The following is a 25,579-nucleotide window of genomic DNA, read 5'->3' as shown; positions in this document are numbered from 1 at the left end:
GCCGGGACCCACCTCCGCACAAGGACGCACACATGACCTCTCTGCGCACCCGACGCCTGTCGGGAGTCGTCGCCGTGGCCGCCATGGCCGCCGCCGGCCTGGCCATGACGGGGGGCAGCTCGACGGCTGCCGCCAACGGCCCGACCATGGACATCCAGCTCCTGTCGTTCAACGACTTCCACGGCAACCTCGAGACCCCCTCGGGCTCGAGCGGCCGCATCGTGACGGGCCACGAGTTCACCAAGGACGCCGATGGCAAGCTCGTGCTCGACAAGAACGGCAACCCCATCCCCAAGGACGTCACCACGGACGCCGGGGGCGTGGAGTACCTCGCCACCCACCTGAAGGAGGCCCGCAAGGGCCACCCGTACTCGCTGACCGTCGCCGCCGGTGACCTCATCGGCGCCTCGCCGCTGCTGTCGGCGGCCTTCCACGACGAGCCCACCATCGAGGCGATGAACTCGCTCGGCCTCGACGCGAGCGCCGTGGGCAACCACGAGTTCGACGAGGGCTACAAGGAGCTCCAGCGGATGGCGAACGGTGGCTGCCTCGACGACGGCACGGGCGCCAACAACCAGGACTCCTGCCCCGGCGGCAAGACCTTCACGGGTGCGAACTTCGACTACCTGGCCGCGAACGTCGTCTACTCGGGCACCGACAAGACCATCCTGCCGCCCTACACCATCAAGAACATCAAGGGCGCCAAGATCGGCTTCATCGGCATGACCCTGCAGGACACCCCGACCATCGTCACCGCGGCCGGTGTCGCCGGGCTGCAGTTCAAGAACGAGGTCGCGACCGCCAACGCGCTGGTGCCGGTCCTGCGGGCCCAGGGCGTCAACGCGATCGTCGTGCTCATCCACCAGGGTGGCACCCCGAACCAGCAGGTCTGGTACGGACCGGACAACAAGCCGTACACCGTGAACCCGACGTACGACTACACCTGTGCGCAGGGCGGCAGCCTGGCTCCTGACAGCCCGATCATCCCGATCGCCAAGGGCCTCGACCCGGCCATCGACATGATCGTGTCCGGCCACACCCACCAGCCGTACGTCTGCGACATCAAGGACCCGGCCGGCCAGCCGCGCATGGTCACCTCGGCGTCGTCGTTCGGCCGGCTCTTCACCGACACGGAGCTGACCTACGACCGCCGCACCCAGGACATCGTCCGCACCTCGGTGGACAGCGCCAACATGGTCGTGACCCGTGACGTCCCCAAGGACGCCGACCAGACGGCCCTCATCGACCGCTACAAGACGCTCGTGACGCCGATCGCGAGCAAGGTCATCGGCCACGTCACCTCCGACGTGACCCGCGCGGGCAACGCCGGTGGGGAGTCCCAGCTCGGTGACCTCATCGCCGACGCGCAGCTCGCCGACCCGTCCGTCGTGACCGGTGGCACGAAGCCAGTGATCGCCTTCATGAACCCGGGCGGCATCCGCACCGACCTGACGTACAGCAACAGCAAGTACGGCGAGGCGCCCGGCGACATCACCTTCGAGGAGGCCTTCAACGTCCAGCCGTTCAACAACTACCTCGTGTCGCTCGACCTCACCGGCGCGCAGGTCAAGCAGCTGCTCACCGAGCAGTGGAGCGGCAAGAACTCCGGCTCCGCGAAGAAGATCCTGCAGGTGAACAAGGGCTTCAGCTACAGCTACTCGGGCACCACGCTCGGGCCGGTGACGGTGAACGGCCAGCCGCTGGTCGACAGCCAGACCTACCGCGTCGTGACGAACAACTTCCTGCAGGGTGGTGGGGACAACTTCCCGACCATGGCGCAGGGGACGAACGTCTACTACGGCGGCCTGGACATCGACGCGTTCGCCAACTACCTGTCGGCGAGCTCGCCCTACACCCCGGGCCCGCTGGACCGGATCACGGCCAACTGAGACCGGGGCCTCGTGCCCCGACCGGCGACGACGGCGCCCCACCCGAGAGCGGGTGGGGCGCCGTCCTCGTGCGGCCGGCGCGCGCAGCCGCCAGCGCGGAGGGGGCCAGAGGGTGGCTGCGCCCGCCCGCAGGGGGCGAGCAGGCGAGCTCAGGCGTCCGCGACGATGTCCTCGGCGGGGACGAAGCGGTAGCCGACGTTGCGCACGGTCCCGATGAGGACCTCGTACTCCGAGCCGAGCTTGGCCCGCAGGCGGCGGACGTGGACGTCCACGGTGCGCGTGCCCCCGTAGTAGTCGTAGCCCCAGACCTCCTGCAGCAGCTGGGCGCGGGAGAACACCCGGCCCGGGTGCTGGGCGAGGTACTTCAGGAGCTCGAACTCCTTGTAGGTCAGGTCGAGCAGGCGGCCCTTGACGCGCGCGGAGTACGTCGCCTCGTCGATGGTGACGTCGCCGGAGGTGATCTGGACCTCCTCGGGCTCCTGGGCCTCGGCGATCCGGCCCACGGCCAGGCGCAGGCGCGCCTCGACCTCGGCCGGCCCGGAGGACTCGAGCAGCACGTCGTCGACGCCCCACTCGGCCGTGATGGCGGCGAGGCCACCTTCGGTGAGGATCGCGAGCAGCGGCACGGACATGCCGGTGGCACGCAGCACCCGGCACAGCGACCGCGCGACGGCCAGGTCGCGGCGGGCGTCGAGCAGCACCGCGTCGGCGGGGGGAGCGTCGACCAGCGCGGTCGGCTCGGCCGGGATGACCCGCACCTGGTGGGTCAGGAGCCCCAGGGCCGGCAGCACGTCCGCGCTGGGTGCCAGCGCGTTGGTGAGGAGCAGCAGTCGGGCCATCCCTGTCGAGGATACGGGCAGGGCGACGTGACCGGGGTGCGGTACGCATGGTGAGATCGTTGTCTCACCAGAGAGGGGCAGGTATGCCGTCGGAGCAGGAGCAGCAGTCCGTGACCGTCCGCTACTGGGCTGGCGCCCGTGCGGCTGCCGGGGCGGACTGCGACGTCGTCACCGGCTGCGCCACCGTGGGCGACGCCCTGGCGGCCGCGACGGCGCTGCGCCCCGGGCTGGCCCCGGTGGCGGCCGTCAGCAGCCTCCTGCTCGACGGCCGGGCCGCCCAGCGGTCCGACGTCCTGCCCGGGGGAGCCGTCGTCGAGGTCCTGCCCCCGTTCGCCGGGGGGTGATGGGAGGATGCGGGCTGTGTCCGAGGTGCCTGAGCAGGAGTCCGCGCCGGTCCTGCCGCTGACCCGCCGCGAGCGACGTGCGGTGGCCGAGGCGTCCCGGTCCGACCTGCCCACGCGGGCCCTCGCCGTGCGCCCCGTCTCCATCGTCGCCACCATCGCGTTCGCCGCGCTCGTGGCCCTCACCGGCTACGCCAGCCCCCGGTTCGTGGCGCTCGCCGTCGCCCTGGGCGGCTTCGTGCTCGCGTGGGGCTGGCCGGTCCTGCTCGGGCTGCCGAGCCCCAGGGGCACCACCACCGTCCTCTCGGTCGGCGTCGCGCTCACGACGGCCGCCGTGCTCCTCACGCGGGACGAGCCGTACCTGGAGTGGATGCCCGCGGCCATGGCCCTGGCCGTGCTCGCCGCGTTCGCCCACCAGCTGCTGCGCCGGGACGGCCGCCCCCGCCTGACCGAGTCCATCGCCTCGACCGTGGCCGGACTGGCCATCGTCGCCTCGGGGGCGGCCTTCGCCCCCATCCCGCAGTACCTCTACGGCGAGCACGGCCTCGCGGCGGCGATGGCGGGCCTGGCGGTCGGCGTCCTCGCCGACCCCCTCATCTCGGTGCCGCGGCTGCGGCAGTGGGCGCTGTTCATCTCGATGTTCGCCGGCGGTCTGGCCGCGCTCGTCGTCGCCCTGGTGGCCGGCGAGCCGACCGCGGGGTCGGGTGCCCTGCTGGGGCTGCTCGCCGCCGCCATCTCCCACGCGGCGCGCCGGGTGCTCGCCCCGCTGCCCGCCGCGCCCCTGCCCCGGGCACAGCTCGCCTCCGCCCTGGCGGCCTCGCTGCTCGTGGGTGTCATCGCGTTCACGGTCGTCACCTCGCCGGTGTTCTCCGGCTGAGGCGCAGGGCCGGCCGGCGACGGGGCGCCGGGCGTCCCGTTGCGAGAGGCACCCGGTCAGTAGACGAGCGCCTGCGCCCCCGGTGCCATGACCTCCTCGACGAAGGCCGCCGCGCCCCGCACCGTGGTGCCCTCGACGAGGTCGGCCACCTCCAGGCCGCGCCGGGCGGCGCACTGCCCGCACACCGTGAGCGTGCCGGCCGCCAGGACGGCGTCGCGCAGCTCGGCCAGCTCCGCGGCATACGGCAGGCTCACCTGCTCGGCGCGGCCGGGTACCGCGAGCCACGACGCCTCCCCGGTCAGCCAGAGGCTGACCTCCACCCCGCTGGCCGCCGCCGTGGCTGCCACGGTGAACGCCTGGTTGAGCCGTTCGAGGGCCTCGACGCCGGACGTGACCTTGACAACCAGGCGGGTTCGCGGTTCGGACATGGCCCACAGGCTACGATCTGGCGCGTGCACACGTTCTACATCGCCCTGCTCGTGGCCACGGCCGTCGTGGTGACCTGGTTCGCCGGTTTCGTCGTCTACCGCCTGGTGAAGACGCCGCGCTGATGCAGTTCACCCTCGACCCCGACCTGCCCCGGGAGCTCGCCCCCCTCGCCTGGCTGATCGGGCGCTGGGAGGGGGCGGGCGTCGTCGGCTACCCCACGATCGAGTCGGCCAACTTCGGCCAGGAGATCGAGGTGACCCACGACGGGCGCCCGTTCCTGGAGTGGCACAGCCGCACCTGGCTGCTCGACGACGCCGGGCAGAAGGTCCGCCCGCTCGCCACCGAGCTCGGGTTCTGGCGCCCCGTCGACGGCGGTGAGGTCGAGCTGCTGCTCACCCACCCCACCGGGATCGTCGAGATGTACTACGGCAAGGCCGAGCCCGCGAAGGTGGAGCTGCGGACCGACGGCGTCCTGCGCAGCCCGCACGCCAAGGAGTACAACGCCGCGAGCCGCCTCTACGGGCTGGTGAACTCCAACCTGCTCTGGGCGATGGACATGGCGGCCGTCGGCCAGCCGCTGCAGAGCCACGTCTCCGCCGAGCTGAAGCGTGTCGGCTGACCGATGACGACGCCTGCGCGCATCCTCACCGTGTGCACCGGGAACGTGTGCCGTTCGCCCTACCTCGAGCGGGCGCTGCAGACCGAGCTCGACCGTTCCTGGGGCCCCGGGGAGGTCGAGGTCACCAGCGGTGGCACCGGTGCCCTGGCCGGCAACCCGGTCGACGAGGGCTCGCGGGTCATCATGGACCGGCTCGGCTACCCCTCTGAGGGCTTCGTGGCCCGCACGCTGCTGCCCGAGCACGTGGCGTCGGCCGACCTCGTGCTGACCGCGACCCGTGCGCACCGGGGCAAGGTCGCCACGCTCCACCCGCGCGCGCTGCGCTACGTCTTCGCCTTCCGCGAGTTCGCCGACCTCCTCGCCGGCATCGACCCGGCCGAGCTGCACGCCCCGTCGGCGTCCGCCTCCGAGCACGTCCAGCGGGTCGTGGCGCTGGCGGCCGGCCAGCGCGGCATGCGCCCCCCGCTGTCCGACGCCGAGGCCGACATCATCGACCCCTACCGACGTGGCCCGGAGGTCTTCGAGCAGATGGCCCAGGAGATCAGCAGCGCACTGCCCACCGTCGTCGCGGCCCTGGGGCGGCCCTGATGGCCCGGCTCACCGAACGCGCCGGCCTCGTCGCCCTGGGAGCGTTCCTCGTCGTCGACGTGGCCCTCGTGGGGCTCGCCATGAGCAGCACCCGGCAGCCCGTGGCCCGCGGTGGCGAGACGGTCGGCGCCTCGTCCGAGGGTCTTCCCGCCGGCTCGACGCCGACCGCGTCGAGCAGCTCCACGACCGGCTCCAAGGGGAGCTCCGGTTCCCCGGCCGTGGACGTCGTGCCCGTCGCCGTCGGCGTGGTCGGGGTGGACGCCAAACGGGCCCTGCGGTTCACGCAGGGCTCGTGCGACAAGGGCGGCGCGACGCTCGAGCTCACCACCAACGGCGGCAAGACGTGGGGGCCCCGCTCCGCGCCGTTCGACGTCATCGTCCGTGTCCGCGTGCGCGGTGACGGGTCGGCCTTCGCCGTCGGCGCCGACAAGGGCGACTGCTCCCCGGCGATCAAGCAGACCAGCGCCGTGGACGCCGACTTCGGTGACGGCGGCAGCGTGAACGACGCCTGGTACCGCGATCCGCGGGCCACCGACACCGTGGGACTGCCCACCGGCAAGCGGGGCAAGCCGTGCGGCTCGGCCGACGTCATCGACCTCGCCGTCGTCGACAGCGGCGCCCAGGTGCTCTGCGGCAACGGCAAGCTGCTCTCCAGCAAGACCGGCACGTCGTGGCGCACCGTCGCGACCGCCGAGGGGGCGCTGGCCGTCGCGATCAACGGTTCGGGGGACTCCTACCTCGTCGTCCCGAAGGTCGACGGGTGCAAGGGCCTGGCCGTCGTGGCCAGCGGGTCACCGACCAAGGCGGCCGGCTGCGTCGAGACCGACCTGACGAAGGTCGACCCGGGCAGCGTGGCGCTGTCGGTCACCGCCGACCGGGCCTGGCTGCGCGTGGGGGACGAGGTCCACACCTCCGCGGCCGACCTGGGCGACTGGACGACCCCCTAGTCCGCACTGCGGTCTCCCGGGCGTGGCTGCCGGGACTCCGGCCGAGGGCCGAGCGCCCGGGACCTCCTGCCGGAACCCGTGCGCCCGACGGGGCCGGTCGCCTCAGGGCGTCAGCGACTTGTCGGTGTAGCTGGCCATGTCGTCGTTCTGCAGCGCGTCGGCCAGGACCCGCATCCCCGGCTCGTCGAGGATGTCGATCGAGGCGCCGACGGGCGAGGTGCCGAACCCGTCGAACGGCGCCGTGACGAAGCTGACGTCCCGGCCGCGCAGGTTGCGCATCGAGAACGCCTCACTGCGCATCTCGCCCACCGTGAACTTGTCGTCCACGATGAGGTTCTTGGTCCCCGCGTCGACGAACTGCGCCAGCTTCACCGGGTTGGTGAGGACGTCCTTGCTCAGGGCCTTCAGCAGCAGCGCCTTGATGAACGCCTGCTGGCGGCGGCCACGCGAGATGTCGCCCTCGCTGAGGTCCTTGCGCTCGCGGACGAAGGCCAGCGCCTCGGCGCCGTCCATCTCCTGGAAGCCCTTGTGGAACGTGTAGTTCGGCCCGCTGCTGGGCTCCTCGACGTAGACGTTGACGCCGCCCACGGCGTCGGTCATGTTCTTGAAGCCCTCGAAGTTGCTGATCGCCACGTGGTCGATCGGCACCCCGACGAGGTCCTGCAGGGTGCGCACGAGCAGCGGTGCGCCGCCGTAGGCGAAGGCGGCGTTGATCTTGTCCTTGCCGTGGCCCGGCACGTCGACGTAGAGGTCACGGGGGAAGTGCACGAGCGTGACCTTCTTCCGGTCGCCGGACACGTGCATGAGGACGATGACGTCCGAGCGTGCCCCGGCCAGTCCGGCCCGGGCGTCGGAGCCGATGAACAGGATGTTCTGTGCGTCCTTCGCGGCCGGCTTCTTGGTCGGGCCGGCGTCGGCGCCGCTCACGCCGGGGGTGGGGAGCAGGGACTCCCGCTTCACGTTCGTCGAGACGGTGTGGTTCAGGAGCAGCAGGTATGCCGCGGCGCCCCCCACGACGACGAGCACGACGAGCGCGACGAGCACGGCGACGACCCGCCGGGCGCGGTGCCTGCGGCGGGGGGTCTGCGGGGTGGGCCGGGTGTCTTCGAACTCATCGAGCACCCGGACAGTGTAGGTAACCCGGAGGGCCGCCCGGGCCAGGACCGTACAGTGGAACGGTGCAGGACGTCGGAGAGCAGCTGCGCGCCCAGGGCCTGAGGATGACCTCCCAGCGGCGGCGCGTGCTCGACGTCGTCACGAGGGAGGGCCACGTGACGCCGGACCGCGTCGTGGCCCTCGTCGCGGCCGACGGCGGCCAGCCGCTGGCCGCGTCCACGGTCTACCGCTCGCTGGAGGCCCTGGAGTCGCTCGGGGTCGTGGCGCACACCCACCTCGACCACCGGGCGCCCAGCTACCACCTCGCCGACCACGCCGGGCACGTCCACCTCGTGTGCCGCCGCTGTGGCCGCGTCGAGGAGTGCCCTGAGGCTTTCGCCACGGAGTTCGTCGGGAATGTTCTGGCCGCCAGCGGCTTTGTCGCAGACGTGACCCACATGGCCGTCCACGGGGAGTGTGCAGAGTGCAGCCGGTGACAGGAGACGTCGAGACCGTGAACAGCGGGACCGTGAACGTCGGGACCGAGGACGTCGGGACCGAGGCGGCTGCCTACCGGTCGCCGCTGCTGTCCCGCCCCGGGGCGGTCGAGGGCGAGGGCCCCGACGCCGGGGTGGCCGCCCACTACGGCAACCCGGTGCGCGAGCAGCGCCTGCTCGCCGAGGGCCTGGCCGTCGTCGACCTGTCCCACCGGGGCGTGGTGACGGTCACCGGGCCCGACCGGCTCTCCTGGCTGCACTCGATCACCAGCCAGCAGCTGACCGGCCTCGCGCCCCAGGACTCGCGCGAGGCCCTGGTCCTGAGCCCCAAGGGCCACGTCGAGCACGACCTGCACCTCGTCGACGACGGCACCACGACGTGGATCACCACCGAGCCGGGCACCCAGGCGGCCCTTGCCGGGTGGCTCGACTCCATGCGCTTCATGCTGCGCGTCGAGGTCGCCGACGTCACCGCGGACTGGGCCGTGCTGGGCGAGCCGTCCGGCTCGGAGTCACGCCCCGGCGAGCCGCTCGCGTGGCGCGACCCCTGGCCGGGGCTGGTCGGTGACACCGCGGCATACGGGCCGGTGGAGGGGCACCCGGCGCAGGACCGGCGCTGGCGCGAGGTCCTCGTGCCCCGCGCTCAGCTGGCGGCGGCGGTGGGTGACCGTGACCTCGCCGGCACGTGTGCGAGCGAGGCGTTGCGGGTCGCCGCCTGGCGCCCCCGCCTGGGATTCGAGACCGACCACCGCACGATCGCGCACGAGGTCGACCTGCTGCGGACGGCGGTCCACCTGCACAAGGGCTGCTACCGCGGGCAGGAGACCATTGCCCGCGTGCACAACCTCGGGCGGCCGCCGCGGCGGCTGGTGTTCCTGCACCTGGACGGCTCCGGCCACACGCTGCCGGACCGGGGGAGCGCGGTCAGCTTGGACGGCCGGCAGGTGGGCTTCCTGACCTCCGTGGCCCGGCACCACGAGGACGGCCCGATCGGCCTGGCCCTGGTCAAGCGGAACACCCCCGTGGACGCCACCCTCGACGTGGCCGGCGTCAGCGCCGCGCAGGAGGTCGTCGTCGCCCCCTGACGACGGTGGCCCAGCCACCTTGGGGACGGCCGAACCTGACGAGCCACCACCCTGACGACGACGGCCCGCCTCCCCTGGGGGACGGCGGGCCGTGTGGTCGGTGCGGGGGCGTCGGTCAGACGCGGACGCCCTGGCGGTCGCGGGAGCGCTCGCGGCGGCTGCGGTCCGGCGACAGCGGGGCGTACCCCTCGCCGTAGTAGTAGGTCTCGGCGTTCGCTCCCCGGGTCGGGATCCGGTTGACGACGACGCCGAGCACGTTGCCGTTGACGCCCTTGATGGAGGCGATCGTCCGGCTGAGCTGCTCCTTGGCCACCACGCCGCAGCCGGCCACCACGACGACGCCGCCGGTGATGGTGCTCAGCACCGTCGCGTCGGTGACGGGCAGGACGGGCGGGGCGTCGATGATCACGTAGTCGAACATCTGCTCCAGCTGGCGCAGCACGCGGGCCATCGTCTCCGAGCCGAGCAGCTCGCTCGGGTTCGGCGGGATCTGGCCGGCGCCGAGGACCTGCACGCCGGTGTCGCCGAACGGCTGGATGACGTCCTCGAGGTCGGCCTGCCCGATGAGCACGTTCGTGAGGCCGACCGAACCCTCCATGCCCATGTACTGCAGCATGCGCGGACGGCGCAGGTCGCCCTCGATGACGCAGACCCGAGCCCCGGCGGCGGCCATGCTGATGGCGAGGTTGGCGGTGGTCGTGGTCTTGCCCTCGCCCGGCAGGGAGGAGGTGAAGACGATGGAGCGAGGGTGGTTGGCCACGTCGACGAACTGCAGGTTCGTGCGCAGGGCGCGGAAGGCCTCGGCTCGCGGGCCGTGCGGGTCGGACTGGATGATAAGCGGCTGCTTCGCGCTGTCGTTGGAGAACGCGATGCCGCCGAGCACCGTCTCGTCGGTGGCGTCCTTGACGTCGCGCTCGCTCTTGACCGAGGTGTCGAAGGTGTCGCGCAGCAGCGCGGCGCCGAGCCCGACGAGCAGGCCGAGCACGACGCCGAGGCCGATGTTCCGGGTCGGGTTGGGGCTGATCGGACCGCCGGGGACGGCGGCGGGCCGCACCACGGAGACCTTGACCGGGCTCGGGGCCGAGTCGGAGACTCGCTCGAGCTCGCCCACGGTGCTGCTGAACTGCTTGCCGACCGCGTCCGCGATCTTGGCCGCCTGCTCCGGGTCGCGGTCGGTGACCAGGACGTCGATGAGCACGGTGTCCAGCGGGACGTCCGAGGTGATCTTGGCGCCGAGCGCGTCCGGGGTCGTGTCGAGGCGGAGCTGCTTGATCACCGGGCTGAGCACGGTCGGGGTGTTGATCAGGTCGGCGTAGGACTTCACGCGCTGCTGGGTGAACGTGTTGCCCTGGAGCAGCTGGGTGGAGTCCGAGCCGCCAGAGGTCGAGACGAACAGCTGCGTGCGGGCCTGGTACGTCTTGGGGCTCGTCAGGGTGAAGAGCGCCGCCAGGGCGACCAGCAGGAGGGTGCAGGCGGCGATCGTGCGCCAACGCTTGCGTACCACCCGGTAGTAGTCGTGAAGGTCCACGGTCCCGCTTTCGCTCTCTGTCCCCCGGGGTGTCCCCGGTCCCGGTTTGCGCGCGTTTGCGCACAGGCGGTGCTCAGTGTCCCACACGCGCGAGGCACTCCGGGGACCTCGACGCGAGCACTCGCTGCCATGATGACGCCATGCCTCCCACCCCCGGCACCCTCATCACGGTCGCACCCACCGGCGCCGAGCTCGACAAGGCCGACGTCCCCCAGCTGCCCACCACCCTGGAGGAGCTGGTCGAGACCGCGAAGTCCTGCGAGGCCGTCGGCGCCGCGATGATCCACCTGCACATCCGCGACGCGGACCACCGCCCCACGCTCGACCACGGGTACCTGGCGGCGGCGGTCGAGGCGCTGCGCGAGCAGACGTCGCTCATCGTGCAGCTGTCGACCGGCGGGTCGGTCCACGACCCGCTCGAGCAGCGGCTCACCGTGCTCGACGCCGAGCCCGACTCGTGCTCGCTGACCTGCGGCACCACCAACTTCGGCGACGACGTCTTCCTCAACCCGTGGGGCTTCATGTCCGACCTCTACGTCCAGGCGCAGGAGCGCGAGGTCGTGCCCGAGTTCGAGCTCTTCGACCTCGGCCACGTGGCGGCTCTCGCCCGGCTGCTGGACCGGCACGGGCTCCCCTTCGGCGGGAAGGTGCACGTCGACCTCGTCACCGGCGTGCCGGGCGGTATGCCGGGCACGACCGCCGCCCTCATGGCCGGCGTCGCGATGCTGCCGCCCGAGGTCACGTCGTGGTCGGCCACCGGCATCGGGCGCTCGCACCTGCCCGTCGCGGCCGCGGCACTGTCCGCGGGCGGCCACCTGCGCGTCGGCATGGAGGACAACGTGGTCTACGCCCGTGGCGTGCCGGTCGAGCACAACTCCCAGCTCGTGGAGCGTGCGGCCCACCTGGCCGAGGTCATGCAGCGCCCGGCGATGTCGACCGACGACGCCCGGGCCCTGCTCGGCGTCAAGGACCGTCGCAGGCCCACCGCCTGACCCTCTCCCCGCCCCTCCGGCCGGCCGTCCTCCCCTCCAGTCGGCCGCCCTGGCTCTCCCGCACAACGGCGGTTGCTCGGCATACCTCGGGTTGTTGTCCCGCGGGTTGCCGCGCAACCGCCGTCTTGCGTGGGGGGAAGCCACCGTGTGGTCACCGTCACGCTGTCTCGGGTTTGCATTCTGCTAACTGAAGCAAGCACACTGGAGGCATGACCCGGATCCCGCTCGGCCCGCTGGCAGGCAACAGCCTGGGCGACTACCTGCGCGAGCAGCGTCAGTCGGCCCGGCTCTCGCTGCGCCAGCTGTCGGAGCTGGCCGGGATCTCCAACCCCTACCTGTCGCAGATCGAGCGGGGCCTGAAGAAGCCCAGCGCCGAGATCCTCCAGCAGCTCGCCAAGGGCCTCGAGGTCTCCGCGGAGTCGCTCTACGTGCGGGCAGGGATCCTCGACGAGCGCCACGGCCACGAGGTCGAGCCGCTCGACACGCGGGCCGTCATCGGCGCCGACCCGAAGCTCACCGACCGCCAGAGAGCCGCCCTCCTCGACATCTACGACTCGTTCGTCGGTGCGGGGAAGCCGGACACCACGCGCACGGCCACCCAGCGCGCCGCCGCGACGAAGACCGCCGCGACGAAGTCCACCGCGAAGAAGTCCACCGCCACGAAGACCACCGGGCCGAAGCCGGCAGGGAAGCCGGCGACCAGGGCCGCCGCTCCCCGCGGCGCGTCCCGGCCCACCACGACCACACCCTGATGAAGGAGATCCCCATGGCACGCGTTGCCGACATCCGCAAGACCGTCACCGACAGCACCCCCGTGTACGCCGTCGTCGGCCTGACCGACCTCGCCGTCGAGAAGGTCCGCGAGGCCCGGCTCAAGGCCCGCACCGTCGGCGCCGAGCTCGACCCGTCCGCCCTGCAGGCCAAGGCCCAGGCGCGCGCCACCGTCGCGGTCGAGCAGGGCAAGGAGCTGCCCGCCCTCGCGCTCAACCGCGGCCTCGTCCTGGCCGGCAAGGCGCAGGAGGAGTACGAGACCGTCGTCGCCCGCGGCGAGAAGCTCGTCAAGCGCGTCCGCACCCAGAAGCCGACGCAGGACCTGCTCGCCCAGGCCGAGGCGACCTTCGCCCTCGGCAAGGGTGCCGTGACCACGGTGCGCCGGTCCGCCAGCGAGATCCAGCGCTCGGCCAAGGCCACGCTGACCACGGGCCGGCGCGAGGCCGCCGCGGCCGAGAAGGTCGGCGACTGAGCCCGGCCACCGCGGCCGGTCGCTGACCGGTCCAGCCGTCGACGGCCCCCACCCGGCACCCGGGTGGGGGCCGTCCGCGTCCCCGGCCCCGCCCCGCCACGCCGGTCCGCCCCGCGGTGGCTACGCTCGCCGGGTGACCGATCCGGCCCTGCCCACCCCGCCCGCCCTCGACTCGGCCCCCGTGCTCGCGCACTACGTGCGGGGCGGCTTCGTCGAGTCCGCCCACCGCGCGTCCGTCGTGGCCACCGCCGCCGACGGCAGCCACCTGCTGGCCCTCGGGGCCGTCGACGACCCGGTGTTCCCCCGCTCGTCGAACAAGCCGCTGCAGACGCTCGCCATGGTGCGCGCCGGCCTGCGGCTGGCGCCCCAGCACCTGGCCCTGGCCTCGGCCAGCCACTCGGGCGAGGACTTCCACCTCGAGGGCGTGCGCGAGGTCCTCGCCTCGGTCAGCCTCACCGAGGGTGCGCTGCAGAACACGCCGGACTACCCGCTCGACGAGGCGGCCCGCAACGCCGTCATCCGGGGCGGCGGCGGCAAGCTGCCGATCACGCAGAACTGCTCGGGCAAGCACGCGGCCATGCTCGCCACCTGCGTCGTCAACGGCTGGGACACCGCGACCTACCGCGATCCCGGCCACCCGCTCCAGCAGGCGATCGCCGAGACCCTGGCCGAGCTGACCGGTGACGAGATCACGGCCACGGCCGTCGACGGCTGCGGCGCCCCGGTGATGGCCGTCACCCTCGCCGGCCTGGCCCGTGCCTTCGGGCGCCTCGCGTCCGCCGAGCCGGGCACCCCCGAGGCCATGGTGGCCGACGGCATCCGCGCGTTCCCGGCATACCTCGGGGGCACCGGACGCGACGTCACGGCGCTCGTCGAGGGCACGCCCGGGCTCATCGCGAAGGACGGCGCCGAGGCGGTGTACGCCGTCGGGCTGGCGGACGGCCGGGGCATCGCGGTCAAGGTCGCCGACGGCGGCACCCGCGCCAAGCCGGTGATCCTCGCCGCCGTGATGCGCCGGCTCGGGATCGAGTCCGCCGCGCTCGCCCAGCTCGAGGACGCGCCCGTCCTGGGCCACGGCGAACCCGTCGGGGCGGTCGTCGCGGTCGGCATCTGACCCGTGCGCGCCGTCCTGCAGCGCGCGGCCCGGGCCCGCGTCGTCGTCGAGGCCGAGGTCGTCGGCGAGATCACGCGACCCGGGCTGGTGGCCCTCGTGGGCGTCACCCACGACGACGGGCCGGAGCAGGTCGCCACGCTCGCCCGCAAGATCAGCGAGCTGCGCATCCTGCGCGACGAGCGCTCCGTCCTCGACGAGGGTGCGCCCGTGCTCGTGGTCAGCCAGTTCACGCTGTATGCCGACACGCGCAAGGGCCGCCGCCCGTCCTGGGGTGCGGCGGCGCCCGGCCCGGTGGCCGAGCCGCTCGTCGACGCGCTGGTGGCGGCGCTGCGCGAGCGCGGCGTGGAGGTCGCGACCGGACGGTTCGGCGCGATGATGCAGGTCGAGCTGGTGAATGACGGACCTGTCACGCTCGTGGTGGACGTCTGAGGTCCGGCGTCCCGTTACGCTGGTCCGCATGTTCTCCGCGTTGGGCTCGGCCCAGAACCTCGTCGTCTGGCTGCTGAGCCTCGCGGCCTTCGCGGCCGAGGTCTTCGCCCTGGTGGACTGCGTGCGCCACCGCCCCGACGCCTTCGTCGCGGCAGGCAAGCGCACCAAGAAGTTCTGGACGATCGTGACGGCGGTGGCTGCGCTGTTCGGGTTCATCTCGATCGGGTCGGGGCTGCTGTTCTCGATCGGCCTCATCGGCTTCGTCGGCGCGGCCATCTACCTGGCCGACGTCCGGCCCGCCCTGCGCCAGGTCAGCGGTGGACGCGGCGGCAACCAGCACATGGGCCCCTACGGCCCGTGGTGACAGGGGGATCCATGACTGACAGGACCGCAGACGTGCAGGCGCCCGGCGAGACGCTGCCCGACCCGCGCGAGGCGATCTTCACCGTCGACCGGCCGTGGGGGAACTTCCAGCAGTTCGTCTCCAACGAGCGGGTCACGGTCAAGATCATCACCGTCGAGCCCGGCCACCGGCTCTCGCTGCAGACGCACTCCCACCGGGGTGAGTTCTGGCAGGTGCTCGACGTGCCGATCGAGGTCACCGTCGACGAGCGGACCTGGAGCGCAGCTCCGGGGGAGGCCGTCTGGGTGCCCGTGGGCGCGCTGCACCGCATGGCCAACAAGGGCGACCGTCCCGGCCGCCTGCTCGAGATCGCGTACGGCGAGTTCGACGAGGCCGACATCGTGCGCCTCGAGGACGACTACGCCCGCTGACCCTCCGCGGGCCGGGGCGCCACGGCGTCCCACGCCACCGTGACCTCACCGAGGCGCCACCGCGAGGCCGTGTCGAGCAGGGGCCAGCCCTCCCGGCGCAGGGCGGCGACGGTCGCCAGGAACCGCTGGCGCGCGCCGTAGCTGCCGTGGTGCGCAGCGTGCGCCCACGCCCGGTCGAGCGCCGCGAGCCAGGCGTGCACAGGCTCCCCGGGCACGTTGCGGTGGATCAGCACCTTGGGCAGCCGCTCGGCGATCTCCGACGGCGCCTGCATCCCGCGCAGCCGCCACGACAGGGTCAACGACCGGGGGCCGTCGCGGTCCACGGCCACCCAGGTGCTGCGACGACCCAGCTCGTCGGAGGTGCCGTCGACGAGCACCCCGTCGTCGGTCAGCCGGCCCTGCACGGTGCGCCAGGCGTCGGCCACGTCGGCCTCGTCGTACTGCCGCAGCACGTTGAACGCGCGCACCACCGTGGCGCGCGCACCCCCCGGCAGCGGCACCTCGAACCCGCCGCGCCGGAACGACAACCCGTCCCGGGCGAGAGCCTGCCCGGCCTCGACCCGTGCCTGGTCGATCTCGACGCCCACCACCTGCACGTCGGGGCGCACGAGGCGCAGACGGTCGTGCAGCTCCACCGCCGTCACCGGTGAGGCGCCGTAGCCCAGGTCGACGACGACCGGGGGCCGCACGGGCGACCGCAGCCGCCACGCCTGCGGACCGGCCAGCCAGCGGTCGACGCGGCGCAGGCGGTTGGGGTTGGTGGTCCCGCGCGTCACGGTGCCGACCGGGCGCTGCGCAACCACGCCCCGCAGCATACGGAAGCACTGGGCTATCCCCCGCGCGCGTCCGGCGCGAGGCGTGCGGGGGAGGCCCCGCGCCCCTCTACGCTGGCGGGGTGCGTTGGCGCGAGCAGGACATCAGCCGCAGCATGGTCGCGCTGGTGGCCTCGCTGGGCGCGCTGGCCCTGCTCGGGCTCGTGACCCACGTCCCGAAGTGGCTGGGCGAGGACCACGGGTTCCAGGGCGTCACGCCCGGGCTGCTCACGGTCCGGCCCGACGCCAAGGGCGTCGCCACCCTGGGCGGCGGGGTGACGGTGAGCATGTATGCCGACGGCATGCGGGTCGTGCGCGGCGACAGCCTGCTGTTCCAGTCGGTCATCGGGGGTTCGCTGCTGTCCGCGGTGCAGGGGCACACGACGGGTACCGGCAGCACGACGCACGAGCACATCGACCGCCGGCTCGACAACATGCGGGTCGACGGCCTGGTCTTCCTGCCGGGGCGCGCGACCTACGTCGGCGAGGTGTTCGACAGCCACGGGTCGATGCCCTTCACGCTGCGCGTGGAACTCGCCGGCGGCGTGGTGAAGATCGGCGTCAACGTCAACGGGGCCGACGGCGTCGTCTGGCACCTCGACCACCGGCCGCTCACCGAGGGCCTGCCGCCGGGCCTGCCGCACGTCAACCTGCGGGGGTCCGCCCGGTGGCTGCGACCCACCACGCTCGAGGGCCAGGCCGCGTTCTCCTCGAGCCTCGGGACCGACGTCGGCCTCGGCCCGCAACGCGTGGCCCGCGGTGTCGACGTGCGGGCGAAGGGGCGCACCGACGTGCACATCTGGTCCGACGCGACCTTCCTCAGCGTCTCCTCCCAGTCGCGCAGCGGGGGAGCGGGCTGACCCGTCCGCCGGCGTCCCACGGGTCCGGGCCGGGCAGCCGGCCGTGGGGGCAGGTGGCAGACTCGGCTGCATGGCACCGGAGCGCATCAACCGCGTGGCGATGCTCAGCGTGCACACCTCGCCGCTCGAGCAGCCGGGCACCGGCGACGCCGGCGGCATGAACGTCTACGTCGTCGAGGTCGCGCGGCAGCTCGCGCGGCGCGACGTCGAGGTCGAGATCTTCACCCGGGCCACGTCGGTCGACCAGGCGCCGGTGCACGAGCTCGAGCCGGGGGTGCTGGTGCGGCACGTCACGGCCGGGCCGTTCGAGGGCCTGCGCAAGGACGACCTGCCCGGCCAGCTGTGCGCGTTCGCGGCCGGGGTCATGCGCATCGGCGCCTTCGCACCCGAGGGGCACTACGATCTCGTGCACTCCCACTACTGGCTCTCCGGGCAGGTGGGCTGGCTGGCCGCCGACCGCTGGCAGGTGCCGCTCGTGCACACCATGCACACGATGGCCCGTGTGAAGAACCAGCACCTCGCGAACGACGACTCCCCTGAGCCGCCCGGCCGGGAAATCGGCGAGGTCCAGGTCGTCGAGGCCGCCGACCGCCTCATCGCGAACACCCTGGGCGAGCGGCGCGAGCTCATCGAGCTGTATGCCGCGGAGCCGGACAAGGTCGTTGTGGTGCCACCGGGGGTGGACCTGGAGCTGTTCTCGCCGGGCGACCGGGCGGCCGCGCGCGCCTCCGTGGGCCTTCCTCCGGACGCGAAGGTGCTCCTGTTCGTCGGGCGGATCCAGCCGCTCAAGGCGCCCGAGGTCCTGGTGGGGGCGGCGGCCGAGCTGCTCGCCCGGCACCCCTCGTGGGCTGGTGACCTCGTGGTGGCGATCCTCGGGGGCCCGAGCGGCTCGGGCCTGGAGCACCCGGAGTCGCTGCAGCAGCTCGCTCAGCAGCTGGGCGTCACCCCGCAGGTCCGCTTCGTCAAGCCGGTGCCACGTCCGGAGCTGGCCCAGTGGTACCGGGCTGCCGACCTCGTGGCCGTTCCCTCGCACTCGGAGTCGTTCGGCCTGGTCGCCGTGGAGGCGCAGGCCTGCGGCACCCCGGTGGTCGCCGCCGACGTCGGTGGCCTGCCCACCGCCGTCGGCGATGCTGGGGTGCTCGTCGACGGCCACGCAGTCCCCACGTGGGCCGATGCCCTGGAGTCGCTGCTGCTCGACCCCGACCGCCGGGCGGCGTTGTCCCACAAGGCGGTGGGGCACGCCGCACTGTTCGGGTGGGACCGCACGACCGAGCGCCTCTACGAGGTCTACGTCGAGGCGAGCCGTGCCCGGCGGGCCGGCCTGGCGGGGCAGCCGGGGCGCCTCGAGCCCGTCACGCCACAGTCCCTGGAGCCGCCCACCAGCGAGGCCCTCGACGGGATGGCGTCGGCGGTGGTCCCGTGAACCCGGTGCGCACCTCCGCCGTGGACGCGATCGAGGAGTTCCTGGCCGACGCGGGCGTGTCGTGGGAGGCGGGCGCCAGGACGGGCGAGTACGTCATCACCCTGCCCGGTGAGAAGAAGCTGAAGACGGTCCTGTCGCTGATCGTGCGGGAGGACTCGCTGTCGGTCTCGGCGTTCGTCATCCGCAACCCCGACGAGAACCACCAGGAGTTCTACCGCTACCTGCTGCGGCGCAACCTGCGCCTGCCGGGCCTCGCCTACGCCATCGACCGCTCCGGTGACGTCTACGTCACCGGCCGCGTGCCGCTCGAGGGCGTCGACACGGCATACCTCGACCGGCTGTTCGGCGCCGTGCTCGAGGCGGCGGACTCGCACTTCAACGAGCTGCTCGCCATCGGGTTCCTCAGCTCGATGCGCAAGGAGTGGGACTGGCGGGTGTCCCGCGGGGAGTCCCTGCGCAACCTCGAGGCGTTCCGGGCGATCCTGCAGCGCGAGGGCGACCCGGGACCCGACGGCACCGACGGCGCCGGCGGCAGCGGGACCTAGGCCCCTCGCGGAGACCACGCGGCGGCCGGAGGGTGGTGCCGTGACCATCGCAACCCACCGTCGTCCCGTCGCGCAGTGCCCCCTGCGGCCGGGCGACCCCTGCTCCCTGTGCTTCCCCGGCGCCACCGGCCCGCAGGACTGCGGACTGGTCTACCTGGCGATGGACGACCCCGAGCTGCGTGCGGCCCTGGCCGAGCAGCGGGCAGCGGTCCGGGCGGCGCAGCCGAGCACTAGGCTGCCCCCATGGCCCACACCCTGATCCTGCTGCGTCACGGCGAGTCCGAGTGGAACTCCAAGAACCTCTTCACCGGCTGGGTCGACGTCGACCTCAACGACAAGGGTCGCGCCGAGGCGGTCAACGGCGGGAACCTGTTGAAGGACAACGGGATCCTGCCCACGGTGGTGCACACCTCGGTCCTGCGCCGGGCCATCAACACCGCCAACACGGCCCTCGACACCGCTGACCGCCACTGGATCCCGGTGCGGCGCAGCTGGCGGCTCAACGAGCGCCACTACGGTGCGCTCCAGGGGCTGGACAAGGCCGCGACGCGGGAGAAGTACGGCGACGAGCAGTTCATGCTGTGGCGCCGCTCGTTCGACGTCCCGCCGCCCCCGATCGAGGTCGGCTCGGAGTTCGACCAGAGCTCGGACCCGCGCTACGCCGGGGTGGAGGTGCCGCGCACGGAGTGCCTCAAGGACGTCATCGCCCGGATGATGCCGTACTGGGAGGGACCCATCCGCGACGACCTGGCAGCGGGTGAGACGGTGCTCGTCACCGCTCACGGCAACTCGCTGCGGGCGCTCGTCAAGCACCTCGACGGCATCAGCGACGAGGACATCGCGGGCCTGAACATCCCCACCGGCCAGCCGCTCGTCTACACGCTCGGCGAGGACTTCATGCCGTCCGAGCCGGCGCGCTACCTCGACCCCGAGGCTGCCGCCGAGGCCGCCGCAGCCGTCGCCAACCAGGGCCGCCGCTGAACCTCGGTGCTCAGGGCCTGACGTCGTACGGGTCGTCGGCGTTAGGGCTGCGAAGCGGCCATCGCCCGGTCTCCCGCCCGATGGCGTCGTAGGTCGCGACGCGCAGGTGGTCGGTGCCACCGGTGCCGGACACACGGAAGGACGCCGACCCATCGGCCACGGCCTTGGGTGCTGTCCCCGGGAAGATCGTGGGGGCGTCGGAGACCAGCGCAACCCGCGCCGAACCGGGTGCGAACACCTCGATCATCGTGTCGGAGCCCTTGAGGTCGGGTCCGGAGATGACGACCGGGCGCCGGTCAGCCGTGGCTGCGTCGACCGGCACGCCGCTCTCCAGCTCGGTGGTCTGCGCCGAGCTCCCGTCCTTCGCCGTGCTCACGAGGAGCGCTGTGCGCAGCACCCCGCCCCCGGGAAGCTCGGACGTCGCGACGTAGAGCAGGACGTCGAACCCTCTGCTGCGGGCGTCGGTGAGCCCGGCCGCGGCCGCCACCCCGAGGTCGACAGGGCCGGCATACACCTCACGGGTGGTGATGCGGGCCGGGTCGAGCCCGAGCGAGAGCCCGATGGTGCGGCTGATGGCCCGCGGCGCCTTGGTGCGCAGCTCGGCCACGGGGCAGTTGACGCAGATGCTCGACGCCGGGTCGGCCGCCTGCGGCTCACCGGGATCGACCAGGGTGGGGGCGCCGTCGGAGCCCGCGAGCCGCACCCGCGTCGCGTAGGGGGCGACTGTGGGCAGCGACACCTTCGCGGTCCCGTCCCGGTCGAGCCTCGCGGTCGACCAGGAGCGGGTCACCGTCGCGTCGGGCTCGATCCGCACGGTGGGGGAGACCTCCATCGACCCGTGCCCCGGGGTGGCCAGTGCGAGCAGCGTCGCACCCGTGCTCTGCCCGGCCAGCACGGTCACGACGGTCGCCGCAGACGGCGGTGCCTCGGCGACCTGGGCCAGTCGGTCGACGGCGGAGTCGCGCGGTCCGCTGAGCAGGTACGTCGTCCCCAGCCCGGACCCGGTGTCCTGCTCGTTCCACGTGACGACCACGCGGCGCTCGCCGACGTCCCCCGCGTAGAGGACGTGGGCGCCCGTGCGCTGCTCCACGGCCCGGAGGAAGGCGGCGTCGCCGGACAGCCAGCCGCGCGTCGGCCACGTTGACAGGGCCCTCCACCGTGGGTCCTGGGGGCCGGGGACGACGGGTGCGGTGTGGGTGGCCGGGGTGGTCGCGCGGTGGCCGCCGCCCACCAGACCGGGGACGAGCACGGCCACGGCGACGACCGCCGCCGTGACACCTGCGTATGCCGCGCGACGGCGACGAGCGGAGGTGCGGATCGCACCGTCGACCCTCGACCACGGGTCCTCCACCGTGGGGGCCACGTCGTCCGCGCGAGCGGTCAGTGCCTCGCGCAGCTGGGTCTCGATGCTCATGCCAGGCTCCTCTCGCCCGTCGCGTCGTCCTGCACCCGCATCACCGCGCGCAGCCGCTCCAACCCGCGCGAGGCCTGGCTCTTGACCGAGCCCGCGGACATGCCGAGCGCGGCGGCGGTGTCCGCCTCCGACAGGTCCTCGAAGTACCGCAGGACGATCACCGCCCGCATCCGCGGCGGCAGCTGGAGCACGGCCCGGGCGAGCTCGTCGCGGGCGTCCACGGCGGCATACGCGTCACCGGGCGAGCGGTCCGCGTGGGCCGGGACCTCGCCCAGCGACTCGGCCACGCGCCGCCGGCGCCACCACGACGCGGACTCGTTGGCCAGGGCGGCCCGCGTGTAGGCGTACGGCGACTCGGACGCGACGTGCGCCCAGCGCCGGTGGACCTTGACGAGGGTCGTCTGCACGAGGTCCTCGGCCCGCCCCCGGTCCCCGGTGAGGAGGTATGCCGTGCGGACGAGGTGGTCCCAGCGCGTCCGGACGAAGCGCGCGAAGTCCTCCTCCGTGGTGTCCACGGCGACCCCCCTCTCGACCAGTGCGGTGCTCATGCCCCCTAGACGCGAGCCAGTGTCGCCGAGGTTGAGAGCCCCGGTGGGGTTTTCGCGGAGCCCGGCGAGTGCGGCGGGTCCGGCGGCCGGCCGAGTGTCACGGCGCAGGCAGCGCGAAGGGCCCGGACGCCGCCCCCGCGGCGGTCCGGGCCCTTCGGGGAGCAGGGGTCACCGCAGCCCGTCGGCGCGGTCCTCCTGCTCCTCGTGGTCCTCGGCGACATCCCATTCACCGGTGACCAGGTACACGACGCGGTGCGCGACCGACACGGCGTGGTCGGCGAAGCGCTCGTAGTAGCGACCCACGAGGGTCATGTCGACGGCGGCCTCGGTGCCGTGCTGCCAGGAGCCGTCGATGAGGTGGCTGAAGAGCTCGCGGTGCAGCTCGTCCATCGCGTCGTCGTCGCGCTCGAGGGTCTTGGCGCCCTCGACGTCCTTGCCGGCGATGACCTGGCCCGCCTTGGCGACGATGCGCTCGGCGACCTGGCCCATCTGCAGGATGGTCGCGCGGATGTCGGCCGGCACCGCCGAGTCGGGGTAGCGCAGTCGGGCGACCTTGGCGACGTGGCGGGCGAGGTCGCCCATGCGCTCGAGGTCGGCGCTCATCCGCATCGAGGTGACGACCATGCGCAGGTCCGTGGCGACGGGCTGCTGGCGGGCCAGCAGGTCGATGGAGCGGGCGTCGAGGTCCTCGCGCAGGGTGTCGAGCTCCTTGTCGGCCTCGATGACCGACTCGGCCAGCTGGATGTCGGCGTCGAGCAGGGCCGTCGTGGCCCGGGCCATCGCGGAACCGGCCAGTCGCGTCATCTCGACGAGCTGGTCGGAGATGAGGTCGAGGTCCTCGTGAAAGGCGTTGCGCATTGCGTCCCTTGGGTGTCGGCACGGGGCGTGCGTGGTCTGCGTTCCGACCGAGGCTCCCACGAAGCAGTGAACGGTCGGGTGAACTCAGGTGAACATCTGGGGACGCGCCCGCGGGAGGAGGCGGCGGCCGACCGGAGCGGTCCCGGGTGCACCGTATCTTTGAGGCGTGGACGCGACGACTGCTGCGCTGTTGGCGGGGTTCGCCGGTCTCCTCACCGGCGCCGTCGCCGTCGTCGCCGTGCGCTACTCCGAGCGCCAGCAGACGAGCGTCCCGCCCTCCGAGGCCTCGGCGTCGGCCCTGCCCGCCGGCGTCGCGGACGTCCTGGCCGTCCTGCGCAGCGGCGCCATCGTGGTCGACTCGGCCGACGAGGTCATCAACAACTCGCCGTCGGCCGTCGCCTACGGGCTCGTTCGGGGTCGCGACCTCGTCCACGCCGAGCTGCGGCACCTCGCGCGGCAGGTGCGCCGCGACGGCGTCATCCGGGAGGCGGAGCTCGCGCTCGCGCGGGGACCGCTGGGGCAGGCCCAGTCGATCATGCACGCGCGCGTCGCCCCCCTGGGCAGCAACCACGTCCTGCTCCTCGTCGAGGACCACACGCAGGCGCGGCGGGTCGAGGAGGTCCGACGCGACTTCGTCGCCAACGTCAGCCATGAGCTCAAGACGCCCGTGGGCGGGATCGGCCTGCTGGCCGAGGCCATCCTCGACGCGAAGGACGACCCCGAGGCGGTGGCGCGCTTCGCCACCCGCATGCAGGTCGAGAGCGCGAGGCTGACGCAGCTGGTCAAGGAGATCGTCGACCTGTCCCGCCTGCAGGTGGCCGACACGCTGCACGAGCCGAGGCTCGTCGACGTCACGGCGGCCGTCCACGAGGCCATCGACTACTCGCGCGTCGGGGCCGACGCCAAGCAGATCGAGATCGTCGAGGCCTGCGCGCCGGACCTCAAGGTGTTCGGCGACGAGGACCTGCTCGTCACCGCCGTGCGCAACCTCGTCGGGAACGCGGTCGCGTACTCCGAGCCGGGCTCGCGCGTCGCCGTCGGCGGCCGGGTGCACGACGAGATGGTCGAGATCACCGTCACCGACCAGGGCCTCGGCATCCCCGAGTCCGAGCAGGAGCGCATCTTCGAGCGGTTCTACCGTGTCGACGCCGCCCGCTCGCGCGCGACCGGTGGCACCGGCCTCGGCCTGGCCATCGTCAAGCACATCTGCGCGAACCACGGCGGCGACGTCGCCGTGTGGAGCGAGGAGGGTCGCGGCTCGACCTTCACCATCCGCCTGCCCGCCGCGGCCGACCGGACCGGTGGCCGGGCCACCGCCGGGCCCGCCGACCCCGACTCCGCTCCCCGAACCCTGCAGCAAGGAGAAGCCCCCGCATGACCCGCATCCTGGTCGTCGAGGACGAGGTCTCGTTCTCGGACCCGTTGTCCTACCTGCTGCGCAAGGAGGGGTACGAGGTGGCGGTGGCCGAGACCGGCCCCGAGGCGCTCGACGACTTCGACCGTCAGGGGGCGGACCTCGTGCTGCTCGACCTCATGCTGCCGGGCCTCTCCGGCACCGAGGTGTGCCGCGCGCTGCGCCAGCGCTCGACTGTCCCGGTCATCATGCTCACCGCCAAGGACAGCGAGATCGACAAGGTCGTTGGCCTCGAGATCGGGGCCGACGACTACGTCACCAAGCCGTACTCCTCGCGGGAGCTCCTGGCCCGGATCAAGGCGGTCCTGCGTCGTGGCCAGGAGCCGGAGGACCTGCTGCCGGCGACCATCGAGGCGGGCCCGGTCCGGATGGACGTGGAGCGGCACACCGTGACGGTGGGTGGGCAGCAGACCCCGTTGCCGCTCAAGGAGTTCGAGCTCCTCGAGATGCTGCTGCGCAACACCGGGCGCGTGCTCACCCGCATGCAGCTGATCGACCGCGTGTGGGGGAGCGACTACGTGGGGGACACCAAGACGCTCGACGTCCACGTGAAGCGGCTGCGCGCCAAGATCGAGCCGGACCCCGCCGAGCCGCGGTACATCGTCACGGTCCGGGGGCTGGGCTACAAGTTCGAGAGCGACTGAGCTCGCGGCCCGGAGCCGGAGCAGACCGCGCCTCCCGGAGCGGCCCGCGCCCGGATACGGCCGCGGGAGCGACCGACCCGTCAGGGGGTCGGACCCGTGAGGGGGTCGGACCCGTGAGGGGGTCGGACCCGTGAGGGGGTCGGACCCGTCAGGGGGTCGCGGTCGTGGTCGGCGAGCTCGTGTCGCTCGTGGACGTGCCGCTCGCCGTCGTGGGCGCGCTGGTGGGGGACAGCGTCGAGTAGTAGTTGTCCGCCGGGACGACCGGCACCGTGACGACCACGGAGCGGGCCCCTGCGGACTGGACGTTGAGCTGCACCACGTCGCCGGGCTCGACCGGGACCTGCGACAGCTGGACCTGGCTGCCGTCGGACAGCGGCTGGGAGCTGTTGGCCGGGGCCGTCGCGTAGACGGGCTGGGAGTTGGGCAGGGCGAAGGCGACTCGCTCGGCCTGCGCGCCGTTGTTGCTCACCGCGGCGCTCAGCACGCCGGGCTTGCCCTTGCCGGTGCCGATGACCACGAGGTCACGCAGCTGCACCGCGCCGAGGTCGACGGGGACGCCGTCGGCGGCGTTGTAGGTGACGTCGGTCTGCACCGGCGACTGGGTCTGGCAGGCCGACAGGGCCAGCGCTGCGCCGAGGACGCCCACCGGCACGAGACGACGGACGACGGTGCGGCGGCCGGTGGAAGAGGTGGCGAGGGGGGTTCGGCGAGTCACGCGGGACAGCCTACCGGGCCCTTCCCGACTCGCACGCACCCCCGCGCGTTGCATGAGCCGCACCCTTCTGTCAAGACCG

At 73.0% G+C, this 25,579-nt stretch carries 31 protein-coding genes; 22 read left to right on the top strand and 9 right to left on the bottom strand.

The window, feature by feature from the left end:
- Positions 1-32: 32 nt before the first annotated feature.
- Positions 33-1,889 (top strand): bifunctional metallophosphatase/5'-nucleotidase, encoded by a 1,857-nt coding sequence (locus RKE38_RS06585; RefSeq protein WP_316006646.1) that lies wholly within the window; start codon positions 33-35, stop codon positions 1,887-1,889.
- 149 nt (positions 1,890-2,038) lie between these two features.
- Here the strand turns inward: RKE38_RS06585 and RKE38_RS06580 are convergent, their stop codons facing one another.
- Positions 2,039-2,728: a response regulator transcription factor gene (locus tag RKE38_RS06580; protein ID WP_316006645.1), complete on the bottom strand. Its 690-nt coding sequence runs from the start codon at positions 2,726-2,728 to the stop codon at positions 2,039-2,041.
- An 83-nt stretch (positions 2,729-2,811) separates the two neighbouring features.
- On the opposite strand from RKE38_RS06580, the gene RKE38_RS06575 reads away from it, so the two are divergent.
- Positions 2,812-3,072: a MoaD/ThiS family protein gene (locus RKE38_RS06575; RefSeq protein WP_316006644.1), complete on the top strand. Its 261-nt coding sequence runs from the start codon at positions 2,812-2,814 to the stop codon at positions 3,070-3,072.
- A 16-nt stretch (positions 3,073-3,088) separates the two neighbouring features.
- Positions 3,089-3,946 carry a hypothetical protein gene (locus RKE38_RS06570; protein ID WP_316006643.1) on the top strand — a complete coding sequence of 286 codons (858 nt, stop codon included), beginning with the start codon at positions 3,089-3,091 and terminating at the stop codon, positions 3,944-3,946.
- A gap of 56 nt (positions 3,947-4,002) precedes the next feature.
- Here RKE38_RS06570 and RKE38_RS06565 read toward each other — a convergent pair whose 3' ends face one another.
- Positions 4,003-4,374: a DsrE family protein gene (locus tag RKE38_RS06565; protein WP_316006642.1), complete on the bottom strand. Its 372-nt coding sequence runs from the start codon at positions 4,372-4,374 to the stop codon at positions 4,003-4,005.
- Positions 4,375-4,496: 122 nt separating this feature from the next.
- Here RKE38_RS06565 and RKE38_RS06560 point away from each other — a divergent pair, with 122 nt between their 5' ends.
- Genes RKE38_RS06560 through RKE38_RS06550 form a run of 3 tightly spaced genes read left to right on the top strand, consistent with a single transcriptional unit; the run spans position 4,497 to position 6,529 of the window.
- Positions 4,497-4,994 (top strand): FABP family protein, encoded by a 498-nt coding sequence (locus RKE38_RS06560; RefSeq protein ID WP_316006641.1) that lies wholly within the window; start codon positions 4,497-4,499, stop codon positions 4,992-4,994.
- 3 nt (positions 4,995-4,997) lie between these two features.
- Positions 4,998-5,582 carry a low molecular weight phosphatase family protein gene (locus RKE38_RS06555; protein WP_316006640.1) on the top strand — a complete coding sequence of 195 codons (585 nt, stop codon included), beginning with the start codon at positions 4,998-5,000 and terminating at the stop codon, positions 5,580-5,582.
- A complete protein-coding gene (locus RKE38_RS06550; protein ID WP_316006639.1) occupies positions 5,582-6,529 on the top strand; it encodes a hypothetical protein in 948 nt (315 codons plus the stop codon). Before RKE38_RS06555 ends, RKE38_RS06550 begins: the two co-directional genes overlap by 1 nt.
- Before the next feature lie 102 nt (positions 6,530-6,631).
- Here the strand turns inward: RKE38_RS06550 and RKE38_RS06545 are convergent, their stop codons facing one another.
- A complete protein-coding gene (locus RKE38_RS06545) occupies positions 6,632-7,651 on the bottom strand; it encodes an LCP family protein (RefSeq protein ID WP_316006638.1) in 1,020 nt (339 codons plus the stop codon).
- A 56-nt stretch (positions 7,652-7,707) separates the two neighbouring features.
- Between RKE38_RS06545 and RKE38_RS06540 the strand changes: the two genes are divergently transcribed.
- Both RKE38_RS06540 and RKE38_RS06535 read left to right on the top strand, forming a co-directional pair.
- Positions 7,708-8,121, top strand: coding sequence for a Fur family transcriptional regulator (locus RKE38_RS06540; protein ID WP_316006637.1), 414 nt, complete (start codon positions 7,708-7,710; stop codon positions 8,119-8,121).
- A 32-nt stretch (positions 8,122-8,153) separates the two neighbouring features.
- Positions 8,154-9,206 carry a glycine cleavage T C-terminal barrel domain-containing protein gene (locus RKE38_RS06535; protein WP_316007605.1) on the top strand — a complete coding sequence of 351 codons (1,053 nt, stop codon included), beginning with the start codon at positions 8,154-8,156 and terminating at the stop codon, positions 9,204-9,206.
- 115 nt (positions 9,207-9,321) lie between these two features.
- Here RKE38_RS06535 and RKE38_RS06530 read toward each other — a convergent pair whose 3' ends face one another.
- A complete protein-coding gene (locus RKE38_RS06530) occupies positions 9,322-10,734 on the bottom strand; it encodes a polysaccharide biosynthesis tyrosine autokinase (RefSeq protein WP_316006636.1) in 1,413 nt (470 codons plus the stop codon).
- Positions 10,735-10,874: 140 nt separating this feature from the next.
- Between RKE38_RS06530 and RKE38_RS06525 the strand changes: the two genes are divergently transcribed.
- From RKE38_RS06525 to RKE38_RS06495, 7 genes are all read left to right on the top strand, one after another.
- Entirely contained in the window at positions 10,875-11,726 is an 852-nt protein-coding gene (locus tag RKE38_RS06525) for a 3-keto-5-aminohexanoate cleavage protein (RefSeq protein ID WP_316006635.1), read from the top strand.
- A gap of 209 nt (positions 11,727-11,935) precedes the next feature.
- A complete protein-coding gene (locus tag RKE38_RS06520; protein WP_316006634.1) occupies positions 11,936-12,478 on the top strand; it encodes a helix-turn-helix transcriptional regulator in 543 nt (180 codons plus the stop codon).
- Positions 12,479-12,492: 14 nt separating this feature from the next.
- Positions 12,493-12,969, top strand: coding sequence for a hypothetical protein (locus RKE38_RS06515; RefSeq protein ID WP_316006633.1), 477 nt, complete (start codon positions 12,493-12,495; stop codon positions 12,967-12,969).
- A gap of 133 nt (positions 12,970-13,102) precedes the next feature.
- Positions 13,103-14,083 carry an asparaginase gene (locus RKE38_RS06510; protein WP_316006632.1) on the top strand — a complete coding sequence of 327 codons (981 nt, stop codon included), beginning with the start codon at positions 13,103-13,105 and terminating at the stop codon, positions 14,081-14,083.
- Positions 14,084-14,086: 3 nt separating this feature from the next.
- On the top strand, positions 14,087-14,512 hold the full coding sequence (gene dtd / locus RKE38_RS06505) for a D-aminoacyl-tRNA deacylase (protein ID WP_316006631.1): 426 nt from the start codon (positions 14,087-14,089) through the stop codon (positions 14,510-14,512).
- A 28-nt stretch (positions 14,513-14,540) separates the two neighbouring features.
- Positions 14,541-14,876, top strand: coding sequence for a DUF2516 family protein (locus tag RKE38_RS06500; RefSeq protein ID WP_310151134.1), 336 nt, complete (start codon positions 14,541-14,543; stop codon positions 14,874-14,876).
- A gap of 11 nt (positions 14,877-14,887) precedes the next feature.
- Entirely contained in the window at positions 14,888-15,286 is a 399-nt protein-coding gene (locus RKE38_RS06495; protein ID WP_316006630.1) for a phosphomannose isomerase type II C-terminal cupin domain, read from the top strand.
- Here the strand turns inward: RKE38_RS06495 and RKE38_RS06490 are convergent.
- Positions 15,274-16,101 (bottom strand): class I SAM-dependent methyltransferase, encoded by an 828-nt coding sequence (locus tag RKE38_RS06490; RefSeq protein ID WP_410055433.1) that lies wholly within the window; start codon positions 16,099-16,101, stop codon positions 15,274-15,276. The genes RKE38_RS06495 and RKE38_RS06490 overlap by 13 nt on opposite strands.
- Positions 16,102-16,181: 80 nt before the next feature.
- On the opposite strand from RKE38_RS06490, the gene RKE38_RS06485 reads away from it, so the two are divergent.
- From RKE38_RS06485 to RKE38_RS06465, 5 genes are all read left to right on the top strand, one after another.
- The gene (locus RKE38_RS06485) at positions 16,182-16,958 is read left to right on the top strand and encodes a hypothetical protein (RefSeq protein WP_316006628.1); all 777 of its coding nucleotides are present in this window, start codon (positions 16,182-16,184) and stop codon (positions 16,956-16,958) included.
- 70 nt (positions 16,959-17,028) lie between these two features.
- Positions 17,029-18,381, top strand: coding sequence for a D-inositol-3-phosphate glycosyltransferase (gene mshA / locus RKE38_RS06480; protein ID WP_316006627.1), 1,353 nt, complete (start codon positions 17,029-17,031; stop codon positions 18,379-18,381).
- 5 nt (positions 18,382-18,386) lie between these two features.
- Positions 18,387-18,926 (top strand): YbjN domain-containing protein, encoded by a 540-nt coding sequence (locus RKE38_RS06475; protein WP_410055432.1) that lies wholly within the window; start codon positions 18,387-18,389, stop codon positions 18,924-18,926.
- A 40-nt stretch (positions 18,927-18,966) separates the two neighbouring features.
- On the top strand, positions 18,967-19,185 hold the full coding sequence (locus RKE38_RS06470; protein ID WP_316006625.1) for a DUF6767 domain-containing protein: 219 nt from the start codon (positions 18,967-18,969) through the stop codon (positions 19,183-19,185).
- Complete coding sequence (locus RKE38_RS06465; RefSeq protein ID WP_316006624.1) at positions 19,170-19,907, top strand: phosphoglyceromutase; 738 nt, start codon at positions 19,170-19,172, stop codon at positions 19,905-19,907. The genes RKE38_RS06470 and RKE38_RS06465 overlap by 16 nt, the downstream gene beginning before the upstream one ends.
- Before the next feature lie 10 nt (positions 19,908-19,917).
- Here the strand turns inward: RKE38_RS06465 and RKE38_RS06460 are convergent, their stop codons facing one another.
- The 3 genes from RKE38_RS06460 to phoU all read right to left on the bottom strand — a co-directional run bounded on the left by RKE38_RS06460 (position 19,918) and on the right by phoU (position 22,727).
- On the bottom strand, positions 19,918-21,321 hold the full coding sequence (locus RKE38_RS06460; RefSeq protein WP_316006623.1) for a hypothetical protein: 1,404 nt from the start codon (positions 21,319-21,321) through the stop codon (positions 19,918-19,920).
- Entirely contained in the window at positions 21,318-21,869 is a 552-nt protein-coding gene (locus RKE38_RS06455) for a SigE family RNA polymerase sigma factor (RefSeq protein WP_316006622.1), read from the bottom strand. Before RKE38_RS06455 ends, RKE38_RS06460 begins: the two co-directional genes overlap by 4 nt.
- A 168-nt stretch (positions 21,870-22,037) precedes the next feature.
- Positions 22,038-22,727 (bottom strand): phosphate signaling complex protein PhoU, encoded by a 690-nt coding sequence (gene phoU / locus RKE38_RS06450; RefSeq protein ID WP_310151106.1) that lies wholly within the window; start codon positions 22,725-22,727, stop codon positions 22,038-22,040.
- Positions 22,728-22,893: 166 nt separating this feature from the next.
- On the opposite strand from phoU, the gene RKE38_RS06445 reads away from it, so the two are divergent.
- Positions 22,894-24,105 (top strand): sensor histidine kinase, encoded by a 1,212-nt coding sequence (locus RKE38_RS06445; protein ID WP_316006621.1) that lies wholly within the window; start codon positions 22,894-22,896, stop codon positions 24,103-24,105.
- Positions 24,102-24,785 (top strand): response regulator transcription factor, encoded by a 684-nt coding sequence (locus tag RKE38_RS06440; RefSeq protein ID WP_316006620.1) that lies wholly within the window; start codon positions 24,102-24,104, stop codon positions 24,783-24,785. The genes RKE38_RS06445 and RKE38_RS06440 overlap by 4 nt, the downstream gene beginning before the upstream one ends.
- A 148-nt stretch (positions 24,786-24,933) precedes the next feature.
- On the opposite strand, the gene RKE38_RS06435 is transcribed toward RKE38_RS06440, so the two are convergent.
- The gene (locus RKE38_RS06435) at positions 24,934-25,500 is read right to left on the bottom strand and encodes a hypothetical protein (protein WP_316006619.1); all 567 of its coding nucleotides are present in this window, start codon (positions 25,498-25,500) and stop codon (positions 24,934-24,936) included.
- Positions 25,501-25,579: the final 79 nt, after the last annotated feature.

The sequence above is a fragment of the Phycicoccus sp. M110.8 genome, assembly GCF_032464895.1.
In the GTDB taxonomy this organism is placed as follows: Bacteria; Actinomycetota; Actinomycetes; order Actinomycetales; family Dermatophilaceae; genus Pedococcus.
This window is presented reverse-complemented; position numbering and strand designations above follow the sequence as displayed.

What these genes read in the sequence shown, in the direction of transcription:
- RKE38_RS06585 (WP_316006646.1), top strand. Translation starts at nt 33, where the DNA reads ATGACCTCTCTGCGCACCCGACGCCTGTCGGGAGTCGTCGCCGTGGCC.
- RKE38_RS06580 (WP_316006645.1), bottom strand. Translation starts at nt 2,728, where the DNA reads ATGGCCCGACTGCTGCTCCTCACCAACGCGCTGGCACCCAGCGCGGAC.
- RKE38_RS06575 (WP_316006644.1), top strand. Translation starts at nt 2,812, where the DNA reads ATGCCGTCGGAGCAGGAGCAGCAGTCCGTGACCGTCCGCTACTGGGCT.
- RKE38_RS06565 (WP_316006642.1), bottom strand. Translation starts at nt 4,374, where the DNA reads ATGTCCGAACCGCGAACCCGCCTGGTTGTCAAGGTCACGTCCGGCGTC.
- RKE38_RS06560 (WP_316006641.1), top strand. Translation starts at nt 4,497, where the DNA reads ATGCAGTTCACCCTCGACCCCGACCTGCCCCGGGAGCTCGCCCCCCTC.
- RKE38_RS06555 (WP_316006640.1), top strand. Translation starts at nt 4,998, where the DNA reads ATGACGACGCCTGCGCGCATCCTCACCGTGTGCACCGGGAACGTGTGC.
- RKE38_RS06550 (WP_316006639.1), top strand. Translation starts at nt 5,582, where the DNA reads ATGGCCCGGCTCACCGAACGCGCCGGCCTCGTCGCCCTGGGAGCGTTC.
- RKE38_RS06525 (WP_316006635.1), top strand. Translation starts at nt 10,875, where the DNA reads ATGCCTCCCACCCCCGGCACCCTCATCACGGTCGCACCCACCGGCGCC.
- RKE38_RS06520 (WP_316006634.1), top strand. Translation starts at nt 11,936, where the DNA reads ATGACCCGGATCCCGCTCGGCCCGCTGGCAGGCAACAGCCTGGGCGAC.
- RKE38_RS06515 (WP_316006633.1), top strand. Translation starts at nt 12,493, where the DNA reads ATGGCACGCGTTGCCGACATCCGCAAGACCGTCACCGACAGCACCCCC.
- RKE38_RS06500 (WP_310151134.1), top strand. Translation starts at nt 14,541, where the DNA reads ATGTTCTCCGCGTTGGGCTCGGCCCAGAACCTCGTCGTCTGGCTGCTG.
- RKE38_RS06495 (WP_316006630.1), top strand. Translation starts at nt 14,888, where the DNA reads ATGACTGACAGGACCGCAGACGTGCAGGCGCCCGGCGAGACGCTGCCC.
- RKE38_RS06490 (WP_410055433.1), bottom strand. Translation starts at nt 16,101, where the DNA reads ATGCTGCGGGGCGTGGTTGCGCAGCGCCCGGTCGGCACCGTGACGCGC.
- mshA (WP_316006627.1), top strand. Translation starts at nt 17,029, where the DNA reads ATGGCACCGGAGCGCATCAACCGCGTGGCGATGCTCAGCGTGCACACC.
- RKE38_RS06465 (WP_316006624.1), top strand. Translation starts at nt 19,170, where the DNA reads ATGGCCCACACCCTGATCCTGCTGCGTCACGGCGAGTCCGAGTGGAAC.
- RKE38_RS06460 (WP_316006623.1), bottom strand. Translation starts at nt 21,321, where the DNA reads ATGAGCATCGAGACCCAGCTGCGCGAGGCACTGACCGCTCGCGCGGAC.
- RKE38_RS06455 (WP_316006622.1), bottom strand. Translation starts at nt 21,869, where the DNA reads ATGAGCACCGCACTGGTCGAGAGGGGGGTCGCCGTGGACACCACGGAG.
- phoU (WP_310151106.1), bottom strand. Translation starts at nt 22,727, where the DNA reads ATGCGCAACGCCTTTCACGAGGACCTCGACCTCATCTCCGACCAGCTC.
- RKE38_RS06440 (WP_316006620.1), top strand. Translation starts at nt 24,102, where the DNA reads ATGACCCGCATCCTGGTCGTCGAGGACGAGGTCTCGTTCTCGGACCCG.